We start from the raw sequence: 24291 nt of genomic DNA, 5'->3' as shown, positions 1-24291 counted from the left end.
ATGCCAGTTAATTAATAACGTGAAATAATTCACAAAATCAAGCATGATTGTACCGTAAAAAGACCATATTAAATACCGAACCCATGCTGAGGAGGAACTAATCATGAAGGTAGCAGTCATTGGATGTACCCATGCGGGAACAGCAGCTATTGTGAATACTGCCAAGCTGTATCCGGATGCTGAAATTACCGTGTATGAGCGCAATGATAACATTTCTTTTCTGTCCTGCGGTATCGCGTTATATGTGGGTGGCCTTGTTAAGGATGCTGCCGGGTTGTTCTACTCTTCGCCAGAGAAGCTCGCTGGGCTTGGTGTGAACACCAGGATGCTTCATGAAGTAATAAAGGTCGATACAGACCGGAAGATCCTGCAGGTAAGGCGCATGGAGGACGGTGAAACCTTCGAGGACGCTTACGACAAATTAATTGTCACGACGGGCTCGTGGCCGATTGTGCCCAAGCTGGAAGGGATTGATCTTGAACATGTTTTGTTAGCGAAGAACTACAGCCACTCCAATCTTATCATCGAAAAAGCCCAGCATGCGAATCATATTACCGTTGTAGGAGCAGGATATATTGGAGTTGAGCTTGTAGAGGCATTTCAGGCGAACGGCAAGCAGGTCACCTTGATTGACAGTGAGGAGCGCGTTCTGAATAAGTATCTGGATGCTGAATTCAGCGACAAGATTGAGGAAGCATTCCGGAAGAAAGGGATTCAGCTGGCACTCGGTCAAACGGTAGAATCGTTCCAGGGGCAAAACGGTAAAGTCAGCCGCGTCATTACAGACAAAGGTGAAATTGAAACAGATCTGGTTATTCTCTGCATTGGCTTCCGTCCTAATACGGAGCTCATGAAGGGTCAAGTGGATATGCTTCCGAACGGAGCCATTATCGTTAATAAGTATATGCAGACGAGCAAAAAGGATGTATTCGCTGCCGGAGACAGCTGCTCGGTCCATTATAACCCAACCGGAAAGAACGCTTATATTCCGCTTGCAACCAATGCCGTTCGAATGGGAACGCTTGTAGCGCGGAATCTTGTGACACCGACAACAGAATATCTGGGGACACAAGGAACTTCAGGTCTGAAAATATACCATTTGAATATTGCATCCACAGGGCTCACGGAAGGAGCATGTAAGGAGGAGAGGCTGAACGTGGATTCCGTCACGATAACCGATCATTATCGCCCGGAATTCATGCCTTCCTCCGAATCCGTAACCCTGAAAGTCGTATTTGATAAAGATAGCCGCCGTATGGTGGGTGCCCAAATCATCTCGGAAGCCGAGCTTACACAATCGATGAATACCTTGTCGGTATGTATTCAAAACAGGATGACCATCGACCAGTTAGCCTTCGTCGATTTCTTCTTCCAGCCCCATTACAACAAACCCTGGAACTTCCTGAACTCGGCTGGACTTGCAGCACTGCCTGAGATCAAGGCTCCGGAGCCGGCTCATGTGTAATTGATGCATTCGGCATCACTACGAATGCGGATCATTCTTCCGATCACTGTTGTCCCCAGATTTCTTGTGAATGGTGTAATCATTGTTGAAATCCGGGGAAGCTTATGCTTTCGATGTAGCTTTCCGCAGGAAAGCTTTTAGGTGAGCGCTTCGCTTCTCCAGCATGATTCCGCCTTCTCCGTTGTAGCATATTTCTCTAAGTTCCCTTAGCCTATAAGCTGGTTCCTGTACTCTACAGGACCAGCTTGTTTAAATTTCATTGGATTCTACATAACAACCCCCCTAGAATTACATCTGATTATCCAGGGGTGTCCAATGTCTGTTGTAAGAAGTGTACTTTACTCCTCCTAGGGGCTTTTTTCTCGTTTCTGGCAGGAATATGGAATTATATGGCGAAATTGTGTGAGCTGGAGAGATATAAAGCAGAATTGGAGGGATAAGAGACGATGACGAACGCTTCACGCAAGACCATGATCTTCACAACGCTATTATGCAGTTTACTGCTGATGTCAGCATGTTCGAAAGAAACAAGCAAGGACCCGGTTACAGATACGGCCGCACCAGTGATTCAGAATGAGGAGAAGCAGAATGAGGAAGCACCGAGTGAAGAGCCACAGAGTGAGGAGCCCCAGCAGAATATAACAGACTCCAGCGCCCTCTTGCAGGAAGCTCAATCGAACACCGTCAAGGCAGCCTCGGATCAGCCGGCTCCAATCGGCGAATGGCTTAACTACCATGGGATGGTTGTTAGAGTGGATTCTGTCCGGGAATCAGCGGGAGATGACTATCTCAAGCCTCAAGAAGGGAACGTGATGAAGGTGCTTGAAATTACAGTCGCCAACATTGGAGACAAGGAGCAGGTCGTCTCCTCGGCACTCTTGTTCAAACTATCTGACGATAGCGGTCAGACCCATATGCCCGTAGTGACTTCGGACATTAAACAGAGTCTTGATGGTGTGCTTGCGCCGGACCAGGTGATGCAGGGGGAAATTCCCTATGAGGTCAGCAAGAATGCCAAAGATCTGAAGCTTACTTTCTCGGTTCCATTAATGGAGGGTGAGGCAGTCTGGACGCTTGACTAATCGTCATGCAGAATCAGGGATCATCCCGGCACGGCGATGTGCTGGGAGGATCCCTTTTTATTATTGGTGAACAGATTTACATATTTTTGGGATTCGGTAACCTCATAACGTGACATAGTTTACGTTCCAAAATGTTGGTCTGCGTTACAATGAAAGCAGTAAAGAAAACTTGTGTAAATGAGGGTTCATTCGTTTAAGTTGATCATTCATACAGAGGGGACAGAGGTATGGCATATTATAAACCGCAACAGATTGCAGAAATCACAGTGGAAAATGGTGTGAAAAAAGCACGTAATCCGCTGATGACGGTTCTAATCCTTGGATTTTTGGCCGGAGCATTTATTGCACTCGGTTTTTTACTTGATATTCGTGTGATTTCCGGCGTTTCGCCTGAGCTTGGGGGCATTGTCGGTTTTATTGGCGCAGCGGTGTTCCCGGTTGGACTCATCCTGGTACTGCTTGCCGGAGGCGAGCTGCTGACAGGGAATATGATGGCGGTGTCACTCGCGAAAGTCGCTAAGCGCATTACATGGGGTGAGGCTGCCAAGAACCTGGTGCTCATTACGCTGAGTAATTTTGCAGGTGCGTTATTTGTAGCGTTTTTCTTCGGTCACGTGGTGGGGCTGACGAGCAGTGGCGTTTATCTGGATAAGCTGGTGGATATGGCTGGGCATAAGCTGGATGACAGCTTCCTTCAGGCTTTTGTTTCCGGAATCGGCTGCAACTGGCTTGTGGCGCTCGCGGTATGGCTTTCATATGGTTCGGACTCCTTCAGCGGCAAAATTCTCGGCATCTGGTTTCCGACAATGGCTTTCGTAGCGATTGGATTTCAGCACGTTGTAGCTAATATGTTCCTGATTCCTGCAGCGATTTTCGAAGGGTATTACAGCTGGGGTGAATACGTCATGAACTTTATTCCGGTATGGCTTGGCAATATGGTCGGTGGAGCAGTGTTCGTGGCGCTGGCTTACTGGGCTGTTTATTTGAAGGATGGCAGCAAGGCAGCCAATAAATCGGTGGTTGCTCCTGCGTATATGCCGGGTAAGGACGGAGCGCATGCACCGGAAATGACGAAACAGCATGCTTAACTTCTAATTTCATCATAAAAAAACAAATTAGCCATGCCAGGTTTCGGGGGAAGAAACACGGCATGGCTAATTTTTTTGGGAGTGGTCCATGATACGGCAAGAAGAGAAAGGGTCTGGGTTCCTCTTCGTTGCTCTTGTTACGAACTTACCCGGCTGAATGCAGGTTGAAACATAAAGTAACAACAAGTTCAAATAATTAATTTTTTATTTCTGAGATGGGGCATCCCCGAAGTTCCAGTATTTCACTTTACGGAAAGGACCACTTCGCCTTAAGATGAAGGAATGATGCAGACAAGGGGAGGGGTCAGAATGATTTATGAGAAGAATGGTGTCTTTCCGGCGGTATGTCCGCTGGATTGCCCGGATACATGCGGCCTTTTGCTGCATAAACAGGACGGAAAGATTGTAAAGGTGACCGGGAATCCGGATCACCCGGTTACACAGGGAGCAATCTGCAACAAGGTGCGGAATATGGCCGAGCGGGTGTATCACCCGGAGCGCTTACAGTATCCACTCAGGCGGATTGGTGCAAAAGGGGACGGTGCCTTCGAACGGATCAGCTGGGATGAAGCCATACAGGAAATAACGGAGCGATTTAAGAATTTAACAGCGGAATATGGATCTGAGAGTATTTTGCCCTACAGCTTTTACGGCAATATGGGCTTGCTCAGCGTAGATGGAATGGATCGGCGTTTCTTTCATGCGCTTGGCGCGAGCAAGCTGAAGCAGAGCATCTGCAACTCGGCCGGTAATGCGGGCTGGACATCCGTCATGGGCTTTAACGGAGGAACCATCCCGGAGGAGACGGTCAACGCCGATTTGATCATCGTCTGGGGAGGCAACATCGTGAGTACGAATATGCATCAGGTGGTGCTGGCGGAGAAAGCGCGGAAAAAAGGGGCCAAAGTAGTCGTGATCGATGTCCACCGAAACCAGACAGGGCAGTGGGCGGACTGGTTTATTCCGCTTCATCCGGGGACCGATGCGGCGCTTGCCGTCGGAATGATGCATATATTGTTCCGGGATGGTCTGGTGAATGAGGCATTTATGAAGCAATATACGCTGGGACATGAAGAATTAAGGGAACATGTACAAGAGTACACCCCGGCTTATGTATCTTCCGTAACGGGTATACCGGCTGAGGAGATTGAGAAATTAGCTGCGCTGTACGGAAATGCAGAAGCGGCATATATTCATATCGGCAACGGACTTCAGCATCATGATAACGGAGGTATGACGGTCCGCAGCATTGCCTGTCTTCCGGCATTAACCGGACATTGGCTGAAGCCTGGCGGCGGCGCGGCCAAGTCAAACGGAGGGTATAACAGCATGAACAGCGAGGCGCTGGAGCGGCCGGATCTCCGGCCGAATCCCGAGGCGCGTATCATTAATATGAACCGGATCGGTGAGGCGCTTGCCATGACGGACAAGCCGGTTATGGGGCTGTTTGTCTATTGCAGTAATCCCCTCGTTGTGGCACCGGATACGGAGCGGGTGCGTGCCGGATTTGCAAGGGAAGATCTGTTCACTGTCGTGCATGACTTGTTTATGACCGATACGGCCAAGTACGCTGACATCGTGCTCCCCGCAACCTCTTCTTTTGAGAATACGGATGTGTTCGGCTCTTATTGGCATCAGTACATCCAGCTGCAGGAGCCTGTGATTCCCGCCTATGGAGAGAGCAAGAGCAATGTAGAGCTCTTCTCACTTCTTGGACAAGCGATGGGCTTTAATGAAGCGGCATTCACCGAGAGCGAAGAGGATATGATTGCCCGGGCACTGGATTATCCGGACAATCCCTATTTAAACGGCGTAACATTAAGTGCCTTAAAGGAGAACCGTCATGTAAAGCTGGATATGTCGCCGTATGCTTCGTATCTGGACCATCTTCCTACGGCATCGGGTAAAATCGAGCTGTACTCTGCCGCTCTGGAGGCCGCCGGTCTCCCTCCACTTCCTGCATACATGCCGCTTACAGAAGGGTATGACGGTATAAGACGGGGCCGTGGTCATAAATATCCGCTCATGTTTATTTCACCGCCGAATCATAACTTTCTGAATTCGACGTTTGCGAACGTACCGAAGCATCAGAAGCTGGAGAAGGAACCGTTCCTGCAGATCCATCCGGAGGACGCCGCAGAGCGCGGCATCGAGGACGGAGCATGGGTGACCGTGTATAACGACCGCGGCCGATTAGAGGTGCGTGCTAAAGTAACGGACAAGATGCTGCCGGGGACCGTCGTAAGCCAGGGTTTATGGTGGGAAAGCGAGGGGCGTAAGCAGCGCTCGAATGCGCTCACCTCGGACCGTCTTGCTGATCTTGGAGAAGGGGCGACTTTCTTCTCAACGGTGGTAGAGGTAAGACTTCTGCAGAACGAGCAATCCAGCTTTTAAAATGTAGCATGACTAAATTACTTGCCTGGAAGGCTGAATTGAGTAATACTGTATGTCGGACTATATAATTTTCAGCCTTTTGCAAAATGCTCATGATATGCGTACAAGTAGAAACGCTCTTTCGCCATGTTGAGTGGATCGAAAAACGGCGTTTCTATTTTATTTATTATATATTTAATTTTACGAGATACGGAGAGACAGATGAAATTTTTACAGCAGTATCCTAAGGAAGTAAAGGGTTTTCTTGCAGCAAGTCTCGTGAATTCCGCCGGCGGCTCGCTGATGTGGCCGCTGACAACGATGTATGTATTTGATGAGTTAGGGCGCAGTATGCAGGATGCGGGACTTGTTATACTGCTCCAATCGCTGGGCGGCATCGGAGGACAATTGCTTGGCGGGGCATTGTACCATCGCTTGGGCGTGAAGAAACTGATAGTAGGCTCGCTTGTGCTGAATGCACTGGGGCTGTTCTCGCTACCGTTCATTAACGGCTTCTGGCCGCTTTTGCTTCCGATGATGTTATTTATCGGGTTTTGTAATTCGGTCTCTCTGCCGGCGATTCAGGCTTTCATCGGGTTTCGTTTTGCAGATCGCCGGGGGGAATTGTTTAATGTCATTTATGTCGCCAACAATCTCGGGATTGCGCTTGGAACAGCGCTTAGTGGTGTTTTGGCCGAAATTTCCTATCACCTCAGTTTTGTGGCGAACGGACTAACCTCGTTTGGCTTTGCGATGTTCTTCCTGGTCTATTTAACAAGAATCAGCGGTTCCGAAGCCGTGGAGCAGGAGGGACATCATCCGAAAGTGAAAGCAAGTGCACCTTCCCCGGACGGACCGGGTGTTTGGGCTCTCTTGGGTAATATACGAATCTATTTATTCCTGGGATTTGGCTCACTCTTTATGTGGTTTGGGCTCTCGGTATGGCATACGGGCGTTTCGCCTTTTCTGATATCAGAGGGGATGCCCAAGACCGCATTCAGTTATTTGTGGACCATCAACGGGATCCTGATCTTTATAGCCCAACCGCTGAACACTGTAATCAAACGCTGGTTTGCCCGTACGGATACGGCCCAGATGACGATGAGCGCTGTGTTTTATACGGCGGCATACCTGGTTATTGTGGTGCTGCATAGCTATCCGGGCTTTGTTCTGGCTATGGTGCTCGGTACGCTCGGCGAAATGCTGGTGTCGCCAGCCATACCTGCGTATATTGCTGATCGCGCCGGAAAATCCGCGCCGTTCTACATTGGGGTCGCCGGAGGAATGGGCTCGGTAGGACGGGTGATTGGACCTTATGCAATGGGAACGCTGTATGACAGCGGGGGCTTGATACCTGTAGCGTGGTTGGCCGTAGCCATAGCAGGAATGTCGCTCCTTTCCTTTATCCTTCATGCAAGGCTGAGCAAGAACGATCCGTATTCCACGAACGGTAGAATGGCTGCATAGTTGGCGGGCAAGGCGGAAGCTAAGCTGATATAATGAAGGAAGAATGTTATCGAAACGAGGGATATGACGATGAGTACCAGTCAACAGACCGTAACGATTCGATTCTCCGAAATGAAGGATGCGTCCAAGGTAATGGAGCTCGATGACCTCGTATGGGACAAGAATACGACACCGGCCCCGCTTCACTGGAAATCCAGAGACAGCTTTCTCCTGCACAGTCCTCCCGGCTCACAGCTGCTGGCGGTTTGTGAAGAGGATGTGTGCGGATACATTGGATTTCGGACACCAACCAGCCTTGAGAGTAACGAACATGTGCTTGAGCTGAATATTGCAATTCATCCTGCATACCAGCGGCAGGGTCTTGGACGCCGGCTTATGCAGGCGGTTAAGGATCTGGCGCGGCTGCAGCATAAAACGAAGCTGAGACTGAGGGTGCTTTCCAGTAACCCGGGTGCTGTGGCTTTTTACAAGAAATGCGGATTCCATGAAGAGGGACGGTTAGAGCGGGAATTTTTCGTGGATGGGCATTATGTGGACGATATATTAATGAGCTGCTTTATATAGCATAGTTAATAATTCTGTTTCTGAGCTATATTGTTATTAAAAAACACATGGAGGTAAGCATGGAATCTGCACAGATTGTCTCCTTGAATGTTGGTAAACCGATTACAGTCGATTATCTCGGAAAAGAATTATCAACGGGTATTTATAAGCAGCCGGTTCAGGGCCCGGTGTTCCTAAGCTGCACTCAGCTTGAAGGGGACGGACAAGCCGATCTTGTGCATCACGGCGGTCCGGATAAAGCCGTCTGTGTATATCCTTTTGAGCATTATGCGTACTGGGAGCATACCTTGGGAAAGAAGATGGAGCATGCCTCATTCGGAGAGAATCTCACAGTGAGCGGCCTGCTGGAGGATCAGGTATACATCGGTGATGTATACCAGGTGGGTGAGGCAGTTGTGCAAGTGAGCCAGCCCCGCTACCCCTGTTTCAAGCTCTCACAGAAGCACGGTGTGAAGGATATGCCTGCCCGGGTCCTGTCAACAGGCTACAGCGGTTTCTATTTACGGGTGCTTAAAGAGGGACATATATCTGCGGGTTCTATGCTTGTACCCCTAAAATCTGATCCTGCACAGGTAACGGTTCTTGAGATTCTAAAGCTGCTTACGCATGGAAAAAAAGATGAGGAGTCACTTCGCCGAATGCTGGAGCTTGAGGCTCTGGCAGAAAGCGTACGTGCCAAGTTTAAGGGTTGGCTGGATCAACTGTAGTAACAAGTGAAGCATGCCCCAATCTTCAATAAAGGAGAGGGGGCATGCTTCATCTGGTTTTGATCTATCTCATTCGTATCCATTCACTGCGAATCATGCCATATACGGCGTGATTCACATACCCTTGAGGCAGCTTCTCTGCTTCGCGGATGATTCCCTCGAGGACGAAGCCCAGACGTTCCGGGATCGCCCGGCTGCGGCGGTTCGTTGTTGCACAGCGAATTTCCACCCGATTTAAGCCCATCCGCATAAGCGCATGATCTGTGAAAGCCCGGCAGGCACTCGTAACAAGCCCCTGTCCCTGAAATTCCTTATCCAGCCAATAACCGATGCCGACAGACCGGTTGTTCCAATCGATTTCGTGGAAGGAGATCGTTCCAGCCAGCTCCTCACGGACCCAGATTCCTGCTGAGAAGCCTCCGTTGTCGGCGGCTTGCTTCATAGCTCCTCTAATATAGTTGGCACTATGTTCTACCTCCGTTACGGAATCGACCCATGGAAGCCATTGACGAAGACGGTCGCGTGACCGGTCGGTTAGTTCAAAAAGAGCGCGAGCATGCTCGGGTGCAAGCGGACGCAGTTCTACATGAGCATCCAAGACGTATGTAAACATAATTCAACTCCTTTTAGCGTGTGGGCTTTATTTTTTGCTCCAGCGCGTAGATATCCTCCTCTATGGAGACCATCCGCTGGGTAACTAATTGTCTGCAGTCATCCAGAGCTTGATTATATACATGGGGACCTATTTGGGCCATGAAGAAATCCAGCATGTTGTCAGCCGCTAAATGTCCAAGCGTTTCACCGCGTTCGACTTCAAAATATTCCTGAATCTGCTCGATTAGAAGCTCACGCTGCTCTTTTGGGAATTTCATAGGTTTCATCGGGTTAGACGGACCTCCTATTCGCTATTTTCTTCCATGCTAACCTATAAAAAAGTCTTCGTCAAAGCCGTTTTTTTCAACTCGGGCACATGATTTTCCCTATTTTGTCGAATTAAAGAACGGAATCATATATTGCATGCTTCATTACGCGCCAATCCCTGCGGATTCCTTGAACAATCCGGGCGATACAGGTATATTTAAAAGAAACTCGTTTATACAGGAATAGAGACAATATACAGGACGAAAGGTTGATTAACGTGGAGAACCATCCTGCAACACCCTCCAACTTTATTAAAAATATCATTACTGAAGACCTGAAATCCGGTAAAGTAAAAGAAATCGTAACCCGCTTTCCGCCCGAGCCGAACGGTTACCTTCATATCGGTCATGCAAAGGCGATCTGGATTAACTTTGCCTTGGCAGCCGAGTTCGGCGGCAAGACGAACCTGCGGTTTGATGATACGAATCCGGTGAAGGAAGATGTGGAATATGTCAATTCCATTAAAGAAGATGTGAAGTGGCTCGGGTATGACTGGGCAGAGCTTCGTTTTGCATCGGACTATTTTGATGAAATGTATAACCGTGCAGTTCTTCTGATCAAGAAGGGCAAAGCGTACGTGGACGACCAGTCAGCAGATGAAATCCGTGCCAACCGCGGAACGCTGACTGAGCCTGGACAGAACAGCCCGTACCGTGACCGCAGCGTGGAAGAGAACCTTGATCTGTTCGAGCGGATGCGTGCAGGCGAGTTCGCCAATGGGGAACGCGTTCTTCGTGCCAAAATCGATATGTCCTCACCGAACATCAATCTCCGTGATCCGGTCATCTATCGGATATCTCATACGCATCATCATAATACAGGGGACAAATGGTGCATTTATCCGATGTATGCTTTTGCACACCCGATTGAGGATGCGATTGAAGGGATTACACACTCCCTCTGTTCGCTTGAATTTGAGGATCAGCGCCCCTTCTATGATTGGGTTATCGCAGAATGTGAGATGCCGAGCACGCCGCATCAGTATGAATTTGGCCGCTTGAATGTAGCTCAGACGGTGACAAGCAAGCGTAAACTCAAGCAGCTCGTCGATGAGAAATATGTGGATGGCTGGGACGATCCTCGTATGCCGACGATCTCGGGTCTTCGCCGCCTTGGATATACACCGGATGCGATCCGTAATTTTGTTTATGAGACAGGGATCTCCAAAGCATACGGTCAAGTGGACCGTCAGGTGCTGGAGCACTTTATCCGCGAGGATCTGAAGCTGAAAGCTCCGCGGACGATGGCTGTGCTGGATCCGCTCAAGGTAGTCATTACCAACTACCCTGAAGGACAGGTAGAATGGCTGGATGCTGAGAATAATACGGAAAATCCGGAGATGGGTGTACGTCAAATCCCGTTCTCGCGTGAAATATATATCGAACAGGAAGACTTTATGGAGGAGCCGCCGAGCAAGTATTTCCGGCTGTTCCCTGGCAATGAGGTTCGCCTGAAGCATGCTTATTTCATCAAGTGCAATGATGTGATTAAGGATGAGAACGGAAAGGTCGTTGAAATTCACTGCACGTATGATCCGGAGACAAAGAGCGGAACCGGATTTACGGGCCGCAAGGTGAAGGGGACAATTCACTGGGTAGAAGCAACTCAGGCTGTACCTGCTGAATTCCGCCTGTTCGAGCCTCTCATTAATGATGAAGAGGTGGATGAGGAAGTGGAAGTGGAGCAGGAGGTTGCAGGAGATGTGACTTCGGGAGACGAGGGTACTGAGGCTCCGGAGAAGACATTCCTTGACTCTGTGAATCCGAATTCTCTCCAGATTGTCCAAGGCTTTGTTGAACGGAATATGATGGATGCCAAGCCGCAGGATAAATTCCAGTTCTTCCGCCATGGATACTTCAATGTAGATTCCAAGTATTCAGAACCAGGACGCCCGGTGTTTAACCGTATCGTTTCCTTGAAGAGCTCATTCCAGCTGCCGAAGAAATCTTAGTCGCAATTGCATGTGATACAAGACTTAACAAATAAGGCCCGAAAAGCCCCTCTGATGGGTGGCTTTTCGGGCCTTGTCCTGTTTTATATTAACTAGTTGCCGGAGTAAGGTTCATCCTCATAATCTTCGCTTTCGTCAACTGTAGTCAGACTGTATTCCTGCTTGCGAAGCATATACCACATCCCGCCGAAGCCTATTGCACCGATGAGGGCCAGCATCATTCCTGTGCGGTACATCGTTTGGGCACCGAAGTTCTGGAACATCCAACCACCGGTGATACCGCCAATCACACCAGATATGCCGCTCCAGGATAAGGTGTAAACGGCTTGGCCTGAAGCGCGGTACTCCCGTGGCACGAACAGCATGGTCAGTTGGGTGCCAACGTAGAAGTAACCGCCAAAGGTAATGCAGTGCAGTATCTGAATAAACACAACTTCAAGCGGCGTAGAAGCTTCAGCCATAAGCAGCCAGCGCAGGGAGAAAAGCAGGCTTACGACAGTCAGGCATCCAATCATTACGTTAATTTTACGTTTCAGATAACGGTCGCAGAGCAGGAAGATTGCTACCTCAAAGATCGAAGAGAAGAAGATAGCGAGACCTACCATCTGTTTAGAGCCCCCGAGATCGAGAATATACAGGGACATGAAAGTGTTGTTCATCGTGTTCGGTATGGAGACCACAATGCCAAGGATGATAAACCAGATAAAATACGGATTCATAAAAATCTTGCTGAAGCCGCGTAAACTTACGGTAGCTGATCCGGTTGTCTTTTGGATATTTGGAAGAGACAACATGAATACAGCGGCAATGATCAGCATCGCGGAAAAGACGATGGAAATCCGTCCCGATCCGAGCTTGTCGATTACAGGTCCTGCGGCAACTGCCGTTAATGCCCACCCAAGTGAGCCCCACAGCCGGAAAGATCCGAATTTCTGCTGTGTACCATCAATATATCCCAGAATGAGGGTGTTCGTCTGTGAGAACATGGGTGTCTGGAAGAAGTAGAACAGAATCATGGTCGTATAAATCATGGTGTATGTACTTGCTTGAAAAACAAATTGTACAAGCAGCAGTGTACCCGTCATCATAATCAGGAGAACCCGTTTGATGTTTGCTGCCCGGTCGCTCCAATATCCCCAGAAAGGATTGGCGAACACAGATACAAAAGGGGCGATAGCCATCAGGCTTCCGATTTCCACTTTGCTCATTCCGATATCTTGCAAGTATAGTTGAAAGAACCCGGTGAATATAACCATGGTCCCATAAATGAAAAAGTTATATAGTTTTAATGAATTTAAAGATAGCTGATTGTTATTCATATCCTGCAAATAGTTCATCCCTTTCAAACCGAGTACAATCCATATAGGGATCGGAACAGCTAAATATCTCTACTCAATGTATCACGCATTGTAAGGGGATACAAACCATATCCTAAGCTTTTATCCATTTTTTTCAAATGTAATCGAAGTGTAATATATGCGCGCTTGAGCACCGGCATTTATCCTCCGATCTGCGACATGCGCCGCTGGGTAGGTGTATGAGTCTGTGCTTTTTTCTCCAGAGCGAGAGCCATTTCATGGTTTTGAGGCTTGCTGCCAAGCGCTTTACGGAACAGGTCAGCCGTTGCTTCCGGGTCGTGGGCAACACGGCGCACGTTAAACTCATCGGACCAGTACAGGCAGGCTTTAATATGCCCGTCGGCGGTAAGCCGAAGCCGGTTGCATGAGTCGCAGAAATGATCACTTACCGGATGAATAAGCCCAAACGTTCCGGCAGCACCCTGGATCTTCATATTACGGGATGGACCGTTGCCGACAGGCCCCTTATCCTCTTGAATGGACCAGCCTGCTTCCCGGCAAATATCAGTTACATGACTTAACGGAATATAGGTGTTTCTCCATTCGTCCGAAGCCTGTCCGATAGGCATATATTCAATGAAACGAACGTGAAGGGGGCGGTCAAGAGTCAGCGCTACAAAATCCCGAATCTCATCCTCGTTAAAGCCGTTCATCAGCACCATATTCAGCTTGATTGGATCAAGCCCGGCTTCGTATGCGGCTTCAATGCCTTCCAGTACCTTCTGCACCTTTCCACCTCGGGTAATGGAGGAATAACGTGCTTCTTGAAGAGAATCGAGACTGATATTAATTCGATTAAGACCTGCCTCTTTCAGAAGCCGAGCCTTGGTAGACAGCAGGAGTCCATTGGTTGTAAGCGAAATATCATGGATTCCCTCAATGGCGGAGATCATGGCAACAAGCGACTCCAGATCCTTGCGAACGAGTGGCTCACCGCCGGTTAACCGCACCTTCGATACACCCATAGGGGCAAGCACCCGCAGAACAGCAGCAATTTCCTCATAGCTCATGATTTCATCATGGGGCTGAAATTCCATTCCTTCTTCAGGCATGCAGTATATACAGCGCAGATTACAGCGATCGGTTACCGATATTCGGATATAATCATGAATCCTTCCAAAGGAGTCCGTCAGCGGTTCAATCCCTGGTCTCATCTTTCGCCAAACCCCTTTCCAATTAACATGGTCAGGTCACATTGTAGCGATTGGGGGAGTAGGAGTCAATGAAAACAGGGGTAAAAGCATTTTAAATTTGAATTGTCCAAATTATAAATAAATCCAATATTTGTGAAAAAGGTCACAGAAACCGTTTTCAAGTCACCTTATACTGTAGTTACAGGAACATAATTCTCCCCTAAGAAATATGCCCTGAATGAACGGATATGCCATCCTAGGGTGGCAGCCCGTTTTCAGAATTCTTTCAGAACATTTTTGTAAGTTTCAGGAGATATTTTTCATGAATTCACCAAAGGTCAGTCATTTGCGATATACTGTGAAGGATATCACATCCAAACAAGAGGTCACCATTAGGAGGTTCGATATGGCGATATCATCTGTTTATACATTGGAGGTACCTGACGTTTGTCACAGGTGGCTGGAAAATCGGGGAACGATTTATCAGCTGCTGACCGAGTTTATTGGCCACTCGCCTACACTATCATTAGTCGCACATTGGAGTCGAAGCAGCGGAATTAATAAGGCTGCGGAATTAACCCGCGGAGGCCGTGAATTAAGGTATTATTTGATCGGCCGTTCACCGGAAGAACTGGTTCAAATCTGTGAAAGGGAAAGTACGGAATATCACAGATTACTGCATTCGAAGCATCGTCCGTTAGCTGAATCCCGTTATTCTCCTTACTCCTGCTGTTCACAGGATTTATCGGATGTTTACGCATCAGCTGGGGTCGCTTTTAAGAAGGTTAACGGAGAGCCTGACGATCACTTGGCAATTGAGCTTGAATTTATGACTGTACTGCATGACCGTATGCTTAACAGCATACACTGCGAGGCCAGCGTGATGGAGCTGGTTGATATTCAGATAAACTTCCTGGAGGAGCACCTGCTCACCTGGATTCCTGCCCTGTGCAGAGAACTGAATGCTTCCACGACGAGTCCGGTCTATCTGGCAGTTTCGCGTTTATTGGCAGAATTCCTTGAATATGATTTGGCTATGCTGCGCACCTGGAAGCATTTTTCCGAGGCGCCGGCACATGAACCGGTTCGTGAAGCTGTGCTTGTGTAACCAGTCAGACAAAACGTATATCTTCATATATAACTAAAGACATGGCGGTGTCAGGGAGACTCTCCCCGCACCGCCATGTCTTTGTTTGGGTTATTCGCCACTTTTTCGAGTAGTAGGCGAACTCTTTTCCTCCATCCTCCCCTTTCGAAAGGCCGACCAAAGGTCGGTATCTTTGTATGGGCTGCTTTTTTTGATGGGAATGCACGAAGCAGCGGAGGGGACGAATCGATTCCGAAAAAGCGAAGCGGTTGCCTTTGTGGCCCAATTTCTCCCTTGACTAAAAACTAATTCAGGAAATTGGGCCACAACAGCAATGATAGGAACGATTCGTACCCGCAGCGTCTCCCAACAGAAAAAGAGGCCGCTCCGCAAGATACTAGATCCTTTGGAACGGCCTCTTCGATTACTCCTCGATTTGCTTTTTACGGAACTTCATCAGGAACTCATATACCACAGGTACAACGACAAGCGTCAGCAATGTAGAACTGATCAAGCCGCCGATAACGGTAATACCGAGTCCGCGTGAGATGATGCCTGCACTGTTCTCCCATCCGAATACCAGAGGGAGCAGGGCACCGATGGTTGCCAGCGCGGTCATCAGAATCGGACGAAGACGTGTCGCACCGGCTTCAAGAAGCGCATCGCGTGTAGACAAGCCTTCACGTTCCTTATGGATTACGCGGTCAATCAGTACAATAGCGTTGGTTACAACGATACCAATCAGCATCAGTACACCCATCAGGGCAGATACGTTCAGCGTTTCGCCTGTAATCAGCAGGGCAATAATTGCACCGATGACGATGAACGGAAGCGAGAACAGGATTGCAAATGGTGCAAGCGCACCGCCAAAGGTAACTACGAGAACGAAGTACACAATAGCGATGGCCGCCAGCATCGCGAGACCAAGCTGAGCGAAAGTCTCATTGATCTGTTCAGTAACCCCGCCGAAGGAGACAGAAACACCTTCCGGCAGTTTCATTTTATCGACTTCTGCCTGCAGGTTGCTGGAGGCACTGCCTACGTCTGTTGTAATAATGTCGGCATTGACGGTTACTACCATCTTGCCGTCAATACGCATGATCGAGTCTGGCGAAGTGCCTTTCTCTACTTTTGCGACATCCTTGATTGGGATTTCCATGCCGAGCGGTGAAGTTACCGTCTCATTCTGGATATCCTCGATGCTCTTGTAAGTCTGACTGTCGGCTTCGATATATACTTTATAAGATTTATTCTCGATCTTGACCTCGGTCAATACCGGACGCTCACGCACAGGGCTGAGCTTCATAGCCAGCTGTCCAGCCGTCAAGCCGAGGGAGCTTAGCTTCTCTTGATCAGCAACGAGGGTATATTGATCATAAGCTTCAGAAAGACTCGTTTCGGCATTTTCGAAGCTTTCCGTATCCTTCTTCGCGAGCTCAGTAATCTGATCTGCCACAGGTTTGATCTGATCAAGTGAATCGCCGAAGACATTAACAGTGAGCTGGTTACCGCCCATGCCGGCCATATCCAGGCTGGACCATTCGCCTTCCGGCACTTGTTCTTCCAGACCTGCCACCAGATCCTTCTTTACATCTTCAAAGTTCTTCGTATCCGGGTCATACAGAACATAGAACAATCCGGAATTGGCTGAACCCATACCGAGCGGGTTGCTTCCGCCAATGGAGTACTGCATGCTTTGGACTCCATCCTGACTCAGGATGTATTTCTCGGCATCCAGGGCACGCTGCTCTACATCTTCCAGACGGTCTCCCGGTTGCGGTGAGTATGTTACCATTGCATATTTGTCTTCTTGATCCGGCATGAAGCTGACTCCAACAAATTTGGTGAGGAACAAGCTGCCGACAAGAAGCAGAATAGCAAGACCAAAGGTGATCAGCTTGTGGTTGAGTGTCCATCTCAGCACGGATCGATAACCCCGAGCGAGTGCCCCCACATTCTCATCATGGCTCTTCTTGTTTTTAAGTCCTCTGCGGAACAGAGTATGAGCGAGCGCAGGGACGAGCGTGATCGCCACAACAAGGGAAGCGAGAAGAGCAAATACCATCGTCATTGCAAATGGTACGAACAGCTCTCCCACCATGCCGCTAACGAGTACGAGCGGCAGGAATACAGCGATCGTTACAATAGTAGATGACATAATTGGCACGAACATTTCGCGGGTAGCCGCGCTGATTAGTTCACGGCCTTTCAGCTTCTCTGATGATAATGTCATCCGCCGGTATATATTCTCGATGACGACGATGGAGTCATCGACCACCCGGCCAATGGCGACGGTCATAGCGCCAAGCGACATCATATTGAGTGTAATATCCATTTGTTGAAGACAGATCATAGCAATGAGCAGTGATAACGGGATCGATATGATCGAAATGATTGTCGAACGGATGTTACGCAGGAAAATCATAATAATGATAACAGCGAACAATGCTCCGTATACGGCCTTGAATAACATGGTATGAACAGAGTCTTCAATAGGCTTACCCTGGTCGAGCATGATCGTCATTTCCATGCCCGGATAGAGCTCTCTGAGTTCTTCCGCCTTATCTTTAACCCGGTTTACTACATCTACAGTATTGGCGTCATTGGCCTTGACCACTTGAACGCCAATGGATTCCTTCCCGTTGGTACGGGAGATGGACTCAGCTTTACCGATAACTTGAATGTCGGCAATTTCTCCAAGCTTCACCGTTGGAATGCCTATGGAAGCAGCTCCATTAGGCATTGCGGCTGCAGCGCCTCCACTTTGTCCTGCAGCACCGGCAGCTGCGCCTGCATCCGTTCCTGATGCGGCTGCGCCTCCAGCACCAGCAGCACCGCCAGCATCCGTACCGGCCGCCGGAGCTCCCTCGGCACCAGCTGCTCCAGGCATCCCGGCACCGGCAGCACCACCAGCATCAGCAGATGCACCAGCCCCGGCAGCGCCAGCACCGGTTGGCATCACAGGAATAGCGATGTTCTTCAGATCATCGATACCGATGATGCCCCCATCAACCGCAACGGCTTTCTGGGACTTTTCCATTTCGAACAGGCCAAGCGGGGCGTAAACAGCAGAGCCTTGAACGATGCCCTTAACGGTATCCTCGCTCAGTCCGAGTTCATCCATCTTCTTCTGGTTGAACTTAATGCTGACCTCGTTAACGAATTGTCCGGAAACCTGAAGGGAAGCAACACCTTCCAGATCTTCGAGTTCAGGCACAATATCGTTTTCCGTGACCCGCGTCAGTTCATCAAGCTCTGTGCCTTCCTTGTTCGCAATACTGAGCGATACAACAGGCATAGAGTTCATGCTGAACTTGGAAATCTGAGGCTTCTTCACCCCGTCAGGGAGATTCACTTCGTTGAGTGCCTCGCGAACGGCGGCTGTGGCATTATCCAGATCGGTGCCATAGTTGAATTCAATGAACAGGCTGGACGCGTTCTCCATGGAAGTGGAGGTAACGGTCTTGACCCCGTCTACGTTCCGGAGCCTTGTCTCGAGTGGCTTTGTAACATCTTGTACTACGCCTTCCGGCGCTGCCCCTGGATAAATCGCTGTAACGCTCAGGAATGGGACATTGATGTTCGGAATCGTTTCCTGTTTCATGGTCAATCCGCTGTACAAGCCGCTAAAAACAATGATGATTGTTAACAGCCAGATTGCAAACTTGTTGCGAAGCGAGAAATTAATAATTCCTTTCATAAGGCGGTTGTTTCTCCTCTCCAAAATATCTTTTTTGTCTATAAATCTACAGACCTGTCCTGAACCCGCCCATCTGATGAAAGATAGAGATCCAGCACGCTGTGGATTGTGGTTCTAAGCTCCCCGTAAAGCTCTTCGACGCCCTCGATCCCTTCCAGGTTTCGAAGCATGCCTCTCAGCACCACCCGGCGGGGATGTGCTCCAAGCAGTTCTTTTTCCATGAGACTCAAGGAATCGAGAGCATCCTGTAGCACCTCAGGTTCAAGGGGAAGCTCCTTCAGCTGCAGTCTGAGCGACTTGATGATAACCAGGGGATGGCGTGAAAAATGTGCCGTTTCAGGCTGAATACCCCCAAGCCGTTCCCATGCTTCAAGAGGTACTAAAGGCTCGGGACGTCTGCGCCGAAGACTTTCCGTAATATCATCAAGCATGGTGAGGAGATGATTAGCCAGAATACCAATATTCAGCTGCAGCCCCGGCAGGAACAGGAAGCGTATGTATGCACCCAGCATACCGCCTACAAGCATGGCAATTTCCATCGTATAAGGCTCGATCTCAGCCCCGTAAACGGAATGCAGCTTGTTTTTAAACCACACAAGAGCCTTGTTCATCTCCTGATGCGCGCATTCATGATCAAACGGAGGCTTCCCCGGGCCTGGATTATCATGAATTTGCTTCAGTAAAAATTCCCGCACCTCCAGAAAATGGACGAGCAGCACCTCGACTTGCTTGTGGAGCTGTTCTTTCGGGGCAAGGTGTGACTCCTGGTCAACCTGAATGACTTCATCCCGGATGCGAAGGGCAATATGTTCGTAGATGCTTTTTTCCAGATCCTCTTTCGATTTAAAATGGAGATAAAGGCTCCCCTTCGACATCCCGCATACCTCTGCAATTTCCTGCATCGAGGTTGCAGACACCCCTTTCGTTGAGAACAGCTGCATGGCCGTCATTAAGATCTGCTTGCGTTTCTCCGCTGTCTTATCCGACAATCCGTAATTCACCTCACATCAAACAATTAGAACTATGCAGTTCTTTAACTGACCCATTGGTCAAAAACAATTATATATAAAAGAAACGGCCAATACAACTTGAGTGTATGACCGTTTCTTGAGCCTTATTATGTGATTATTTTCAAACCTACAGCAGAGCACAGGATCATCGCGATAAACAGAACCCTGCGCCATTCCTTGGGCTCACCAAACATGAGCATCCCTGTTACTGTGCTGCCTACCGTACCGATGCCTGTCCATACAGCGTATGCGGTACCCATCGGAAGGGTTGTCATGGCGTAGGATAGAAGCGAGAAGCTTCCGGCAAAAGATAACAGCATCAGCGCCATATAAGGCCAGCCCCTGCGGTCGGATACACCTTTTATGCCAATGACACCTGTGACTTCAAAGGCTCCGGCAATAAGCAATGCAATCCATTCCATCAGCCTGTCACCTCCTTATCCGGCTGACCTGCCGAATCGTCCGTCACCAGCTTTAGCCCGATGACCCCGGCGAGCAGAACAGCAATCAGAAGAACCTTAACCGGTTTGAACGGTTCCCCGAAAAAGAGCATCTCGGCAGCAACCGTACCAGCCGTGCCTATCCCTGTAAAGACTGCGTAAACGGTACCTACCGGGAGACGCTTGGCCGATTCAATAATAAGATAGAAGCTTGCAGCGATGGCAAGGATCGTCCCGAGCCACTCCCATATCGTGCTTGAATGTTTTAATCCTGAGACCCAGACAATTTCAACAAGTCCGCTAAGAAGTACATATAACCAATTGCGATTCATAACTCATGCTCCTTACTTATTCCTATTGTTATTCTTGCGAAGTCACACCGGCCCAGTACACAGGCCATGCCTGCTCCAGCCGGCGAGCCGAGCGTGCTTCACCGCCGTACAATATTTCAACATCAATACCGTCCAGCAGGGTGATGTAGGCCAGAGCAGCTTGCCTCGGATGCTGGATGATATGGCCTTTGACAGGGCAGCCCGCAGCGAAGAGAGAAGCCAGATAATCCTCCTGTTGATCGAGAAAAGGATAAAGAAGGCCCATGACCTCATCATGAAGCGCATGTGGCGGGAAGAAGGACATCCGCAAGAGGAACTTCGCTTCCTGATCCTCGTGATATTCACGCTGCCGTTCAACCAGCAACCCTCTTAACGTCTCCTCGAGCGGGTCAGACGCATGGGCTTCGAAATACCTGCTGATTTTATCCTCCTGCCTTTGGAACACGCCCTTCAATACCTGCATAAACAAATCGCCTTTGCTCGCAAAGTGGGCATAGATCGAAGGCTTCTTGATTCCGCAATCATCTGCGATATTTTTCAAGGAGGCTCCCTCATATCCGTCTCGGGCAAAATGGACAAGAGCAGCCTGCATAATATTCGTGGAACTCATAGAATCATCTCCTACCTAACGGTCGTTAGGTACTATTGTTTCAAAATTAGAAGGTATTGTCAAGAACAAAACAGCCTCTCATCCTACGGAAAAAGGACATGTAAAGGTTACAAGTTTGTCGTAAGTGGACAATTTTGCGTTATGCCCGTAGGAAGAACGTGCGACATCATGTAGAATATGGGGGATAGACGGGAAATAACGTCAGTTTTTTTATAAAATTATTGCTCTGCGGAATTGGAGTTGCCAGATATGAGGAAAGGGATACAGGCTGTCTTAATCACTGCAATTTTGATTGCATTTTACTATTTCGGGTTCGATTATTTTGGTAACACAGCGGGTACGGTCGTCAGTGTATTCTCCACGCTGACTGTGATCTCCATAAGCGTGATGATATTCATGGAGAATCGCCGACCTTCAGCCACGATGGCGTGGATCCTGCTGCTTGCACTTATTCCGATTGTCGGACTTATCTTTTATCTGCTGTTTGGCCAGAACTACTTTAAACGGAGAAAATACGATAAAAAAGCACAGCGCGATATATTGGCTTACGAGAGTGAGGTTCTTCAGCGGGGGACACCGGACCTGTCCGCCTTCCGTCAGGAGCATCAGCAGCTGCTGATATTGTCACAGCGGCTGGCTCGTACAACGATTTCGTTTTCTTCGGACACGAAGGTGCTAACGAACGGGGAGGAAACCTTCTCCGCGCTCATTCCCGAGCTGCAGAAGGCAAGGCACCATATTCATATGGAGTATTACATATATCGGGCCGATGAGATCGGTACGCAAATCCAGCAAATTCTCATCCAAAAGGCAAGGGAAGGCGTATCCGTACGCTTCATGGTGGATGCCGTCGGCAGTCTGCAATTGTCTTCATCTTTTCTGAATGAGATGAGAGAGGCGGGCGTGCAGGTCGCGGAGTTCGGAAGCCCCCGGACTATATTTTTCACCAGCAGGGTGAACTACCGGAATCACCGGAAGATTGTCGTAATCGACGGCAGCGTTGGATTTATGGGCGGCCTGAACATCGGGGATGAGTACTTAAGCCGGAACAAGACATATGGCTTCTGGCGGGACACGCATATGCTGGTGCGCGGGGAGGCCGTGCGTACATTACAGGTTATTTTCATGCAGGACTGGGAGTATGTGAAAGGTGAGAATCTAACCGAGCAGGAATATTATTCTCCGGACTTGCTTGAGAACAAGAACGGAGCGGTGCAGATTATCCCGAGTGGCCCGGATAACGAACGCAGGGCGCTGAAAAATATATTCTTCTCGATGATCACATCCGCGAGAAAATCCGTCTGGCTTGCCACACCTTATTTCATCCCTGACGACGATATTCTAACGGCTCTGCGTGTCGCCGCGCTTTCCGGGCTGGATGTAAAGATCCTGTTTCCGGCCAAGCCGGATAAATGGCTCCCGTTTCTGGCGTCACATTCATATTTCACAACCTTGCTTGATGCAGGAGTCCGGATCTACGAATATGAGAAGGGGTTCCTGCACTCCAAGCTGTTGATTGTGGATGGAGAAATTGCGACCATCGGGACGGCAAATATGGATATGCGAAGCTTCCATCTCAATTTTGAAGTGAATGCACTGCTCGTTCAGACGGAGAGTGTACAACAGATGGTTCTTGATTTTGAGCGGGATTTACAGTCTGCGCGCATGATTGATCAGGACAAGTTCATGAACAAGCGGATCTTCGTCAGGGTTCTGGAGTCCGGCGCCCGCCTGATGTCACCGCTTCTGTGAATCATAAGAACCACCGGGATTCCGGCGCCATGCGCTGCCTTTCGGTGGTTCTTTATTGGTTTCTGTGAGCTAGTACAGTTTTGAACTGCGTCCAAACTAGAACGTTGTAAGTCCAAGCACCTTCTGCAATCGAAAGACGATACTCTTGATCCAGGTGGACTTTTCTTCATAAGCGCTGTATTCGAGTGTGAATTCTGCCCCGCGGTTAAACCACTGCTTGTCAAAGTAGGCATCTAATTGCTTTTTTAATGGATGAATTGACGGCACCTCCACCCACAGATTGTTCTCCAGATTATAATCCTTCAGGTTACGCGGAGTGAAGTTGGTTGAGCCTCCAAGAATAATTGACTTGCCGGAAGGCTTCGCGATAAACAGCAGCTTGGTGTGATACTGCTCTTTTCCGGTATTGTACCAGCGAATTCCGATGGAATGTTCTGATCGTTCAAGCAGTTCGGCTGCAGCCGGCCGGTTCGGAATTCCGATTTTGTCCCTTCCGAATGCATTTTGGTTCGGATCCAGGATAAGCCGGACATCTACACCCCTCTTGGCTGCGTCAACTAATTCGTCCATAACCTTTCCTTCCGCCAAGTAGAACATCCCCATCCAGAGTACATCGCCAGCTTCTGCTTGCTGGATACCCTCCAGCACATATTTATATACCTTGCCTTCTGTCAGGTAACGGATTCCGAGCGGTTTTTGGGCTGAACTGCGCTCCTCCTCTGGCTGCGGGTTGTATTCCGGAAGCTTGACCTCATCCGTCGTAAGCTGAACAGCAGCCTGTTCTGCTGCAAGCACATCCTTGATCATTTCCCCGCCTGCTTCCAAAGCGATGTTCGAATGATACACACTGGCGTCATGGACATTGGCGGAGGTGATGAGGGCGGTATTTTCCGTGACAACGACCTTCCGGTGGTTTGCTTTTACATTCAGCAGTTTTAAATAGGAGCGAACGGTAATGGGCGGGCCGCCGTCTGCCATCAGGTTCGGCAGGGTTCCCTTTCCGGACTGGCCGAACCATTGAAAGAAGGTTCGCCATACCGCTGAATACAGCGGGGTTGAATCCCGAAGCTTGTTTACATCGGTAATGACGACAGTGATGCCGGCAGCCTTCATCTTCTCAAGAAGCGGGTTTGGGGCTGAATTATAGTTGGTGTTCACTTCATCCGTGATGAATACAATGTCTATCTCGGGATAGGATTTTTTATGACGGACCAGCTTTGCTGCAAGTTCACTGCTTACAGGCGGGAATTT

Annotated in this window: 20 protein-coding genes; 10 read left to right on the top strand and 10 right to left on the bottom strand. The window is 49.0% G+C overall.

Annotated features, from left to right (window positions below; genetic code table 11):
• Positions 1-103: 103 nt before the first annotated feature.
• The 7 genes from BN1234_RS18160 to BN1234_RS18130 all read left to right on the top strand — a co-directional run bounded on the left by BN1234_RS18160 (position 104) and on the right by BN1234_RS18130 (position 8746).
• Positions 104-1465, top strand: coding sequence for an FAD-dependent oxidoreductase (locus tag BN1234_RS18160; protein ID WP_054958063.1), 1362 nt, complete (start codon positions 104-106; stop codon positions 1463-1465).
• Between the two features lie 446 nt (positions 1466-1911).
• Positions 1912-2547 (top strand): DUF4352 domain-containing protein, encoded by a 636-nt coding sequence (locus tag BN1234_RS18155; RefSeq protein ID WP_054958062.1) that lies wholly within the window; start codon positions 1912-1914, stop codon positions 2545-2547.
• Between the two features lie 227 nt (positions 2548-2774).
• Entirely contained in the window at positions 2775-3635 is an 861-nt protein-coding gene (locus tag BN1234_RS18150) for a formate/nitrite transporter family protein (protein WP_054958061.1), read from the top strand.
• Positions 3636-3944: 309 nt separating this feature from the next.
• Positions 3945-6029, top strand: coding sequence for a molybdopterin-containing oxidoreductase family protein (locus BN1234_RS18145; protein ID WP_082423274.1), 2085 nt, complete (start codon positions 3945-3947; stop codon positions 6027-6029).
• 201 nt (positions 6030-6230) lie between these two features.
• Entirely contained in the window at positions 6231-7475 is a 1245-nt protein-coding gene (locus BN1234_RS18140; RefSeq protein WP_054958059.1) for an MFS transporter, read from the top strand.
• A gap of 69 nt (positions 7476-7544) precedes the next feature.
• Positions 7545-8039, top strand: coding sequence for a GNAT family N-acetyltransferase (locus tag BN1234_RS18135; protein ID WP_054958058.1), 495 nt, complete (start codon positions 7545-7547; stop codon positions 8037-8039).
• A gap of 59 nt (positions 8040-8098) precedes the next feature.
• A complete protein-coding gene (locus tag BN1234_RS18130; RefSeq protein ID WP_054958057.1) occupies positions 8099-8746 on the top strand; it encodes an MOSC domain-containing protein in 648 nt (215 codons plus the stop codon).
• Between the two features lie 64 nt (positions 8747-8810).
• On the opposite strand, the gene BN1234_RS18125 is transcribed toward BN1234_RS18130, so the two are convergent.
• Together BN1234_RS18125 and BN1234_RS18120 are read right to left on the bottom strand one after the other, a co-directional pair.
• Entirely contained in the window at positions 8811-9359 is a 549-nt protein-coding gene (locus BN1234_RS18125) for a GNAT family N-acetyltransferase (protein ID WP_054958056.1), read from the bottom strand.
• Between the two features lie 13 nt (positions 9360-9372).
• A complete protein-coding gene (locus BN1234_RS18120; RefSeq protein ID WP_054958055.1) occupies positions 9373-9627 on the bottom strand; it encodes a DUF2164 domain-containing protein in 255 nt (84 codons plus the stop codon).
• 248 nt (positions 9628-9875) lie between these two features.
• Between BN1234_RS18120 and BN1234_RS18115 the strand changes: the two genes are divergently transcribed.
• Positions 9876-11618 carry a glutamine--tRNA ligase/YqeY domain fusion protein gene (locus BN1234_RS18115; protein WP_054958054.1) on the top strand — a complete coding sequence of 581 codons (1743 nt, stop codon included), beginning with the start codon at positions 9876-9878 and terminating at the stop codon, positions 11616-11618.
• A 92-nt stretch (positions 11619-11710) separates the two neighbouring features.
• Here BN1234_RS18115 and BN1234_RS18110 read toward each other — a convergent pair whose 3' ends face one another.
• Entirely contained in the window at positions 11711-12955 is a 1245-nt protein-coding gene (locus tag BN1234_RS18110; protein WP_054958093.1) for an MFS transporter, read from the bottom strand.
• Between the two features lie 161 nt (positions 12956-13116).
• The gene (moaA, locus tag BN1234_RS18105) at positions 13117-14130 is read right to left on the bottom strand and encodes a GTP 3',8-cyclase MoaA (protein WP_054958053.1); all 1014 of its coding nucleotides are present in this window, start codon (positions 14128-14130) and stop codon (positions 13117-13119) included.
• Positions 14131-14431: 301 nt separating this feature from the next.
• On the opposite strand from moaA, the gene BN1234_RS18100 reads away from it, so the two are divergent.
• Positions 14432-15217, top strand: coding sequence for a TorD/DmsD family molecular chaperone (locus BN1234_RS18100; protein WP_245640220.1), 786 nt, complete (start codon positions 14432-14434; stop codon positions 15215-15217).
• A gap of 403 nt (positions 15218-15620) precedes the next feature.
• Here BN1234_RS18100 and BN1234_RS18095 read toward each other — a convergent pair whose 3' ends face one another.
• The 5 genes from BN1234_RS18095 to BN1234_RS18075 form a co-directional block, all read right to left on the bottom strand.
• Entirely contained in the window at positions 15621-18896 is a 3276-nt protein-coding gene (locus BN1234_RS18095) for an efflux RND transporter permease subunit (RefSeq protein ID WP_054958051.1), read from the bottom strand.
• A 38-nt stretch (positions 18897-18934) separates the two neighbouring features.
• On the bottom strand, positions 18935-19885 hold the full coding sequence (locus BN1234_RS18090; RefSeq protein ID WP_054958050.1) for a TetR/AcrR family transcriptional regulator: 951 nt from the start codon (positions 19883-19885) through the stop codon (positions 18935-18937).
• 128 nt (positions 19886-20013) lie between these two features.
• The gene (locus BN1234_RS18085; protein WP_054958049.1) at positions 20014-20328 is read right to left on the bottom strand and encodes a DMT family transporter; all 315 of its coding nucleotides are present in this window, start codon (positions 20326-20328) and stop codon (positions 20014-20016) included.
• Positions 20328-20678 carry a DMT family transporter gene (locus BN1234_RS18080; protein WP_054958048.1) on the bottom strand — a complete coding sequence of 117 codons (351 nt, stop codon included), beginning with the start codon at positions 20676-20678 and terminating at the stop codon, positions 20328-20330. Before BN1234_RS18080 ends, BN1234_RS18085 begins: the two co-directional genes overlap by 1 nt.
• 28 nt (positions 20679-20706) lie before the next feature.
• Positions 20707-21288, bottom strand: coding sequence for a TetR/AcrR family transcriptional regulator (locus BN1234_RS18075; RefSeq protein WP_054958047.1), 582 nt, complete (start codon positions 21286-21288; stop codon positions 20707-20709).
• A 249-nt stretch (positions 21289-21537) separates the two neighbouring features.
• Here BN1234_RS18075 and cls point away from each other — a divergent pair, with 249 nt between their 5' ends.
• Complete coding sequence (gene cls / locus BN1234_RS18070; RefSeq protein ID WP_054958046.1) at positions 21538-23040, top strand: cardiolipin synthase; 1503 nt, start codon at positions 21538-21540, stop codon at positions 23038-23040.
• 96 nt (positions 23041-23136) lie between these two features.
• Here the strand turns inward: cls and BN1234_RS18065 are convergent.
• A partial coding sequence (locus BN1234_RS18065) for a phospholipase D-like domain-containing protein (protein WP_054958045.1) occupies positions 23137-24291 on the bottom strand: 1155 nt, incomplete at its 5' end.

Source organism: Paenibacillus dakarensis (genome assembly GCF_001373415.1).
Lineage (GTDB): Bacteria > Bacillota > Bacilli > Paenibacillales > Paenibacillaceae > Paenibacillus_AQ > Paenibacillus_AQ dakarensis.
The sequence above is the reverse complement of the archived record's forward strand: the minus strand, read 5'-3'. Positions and strand labels throughout refer to the sequence as shown.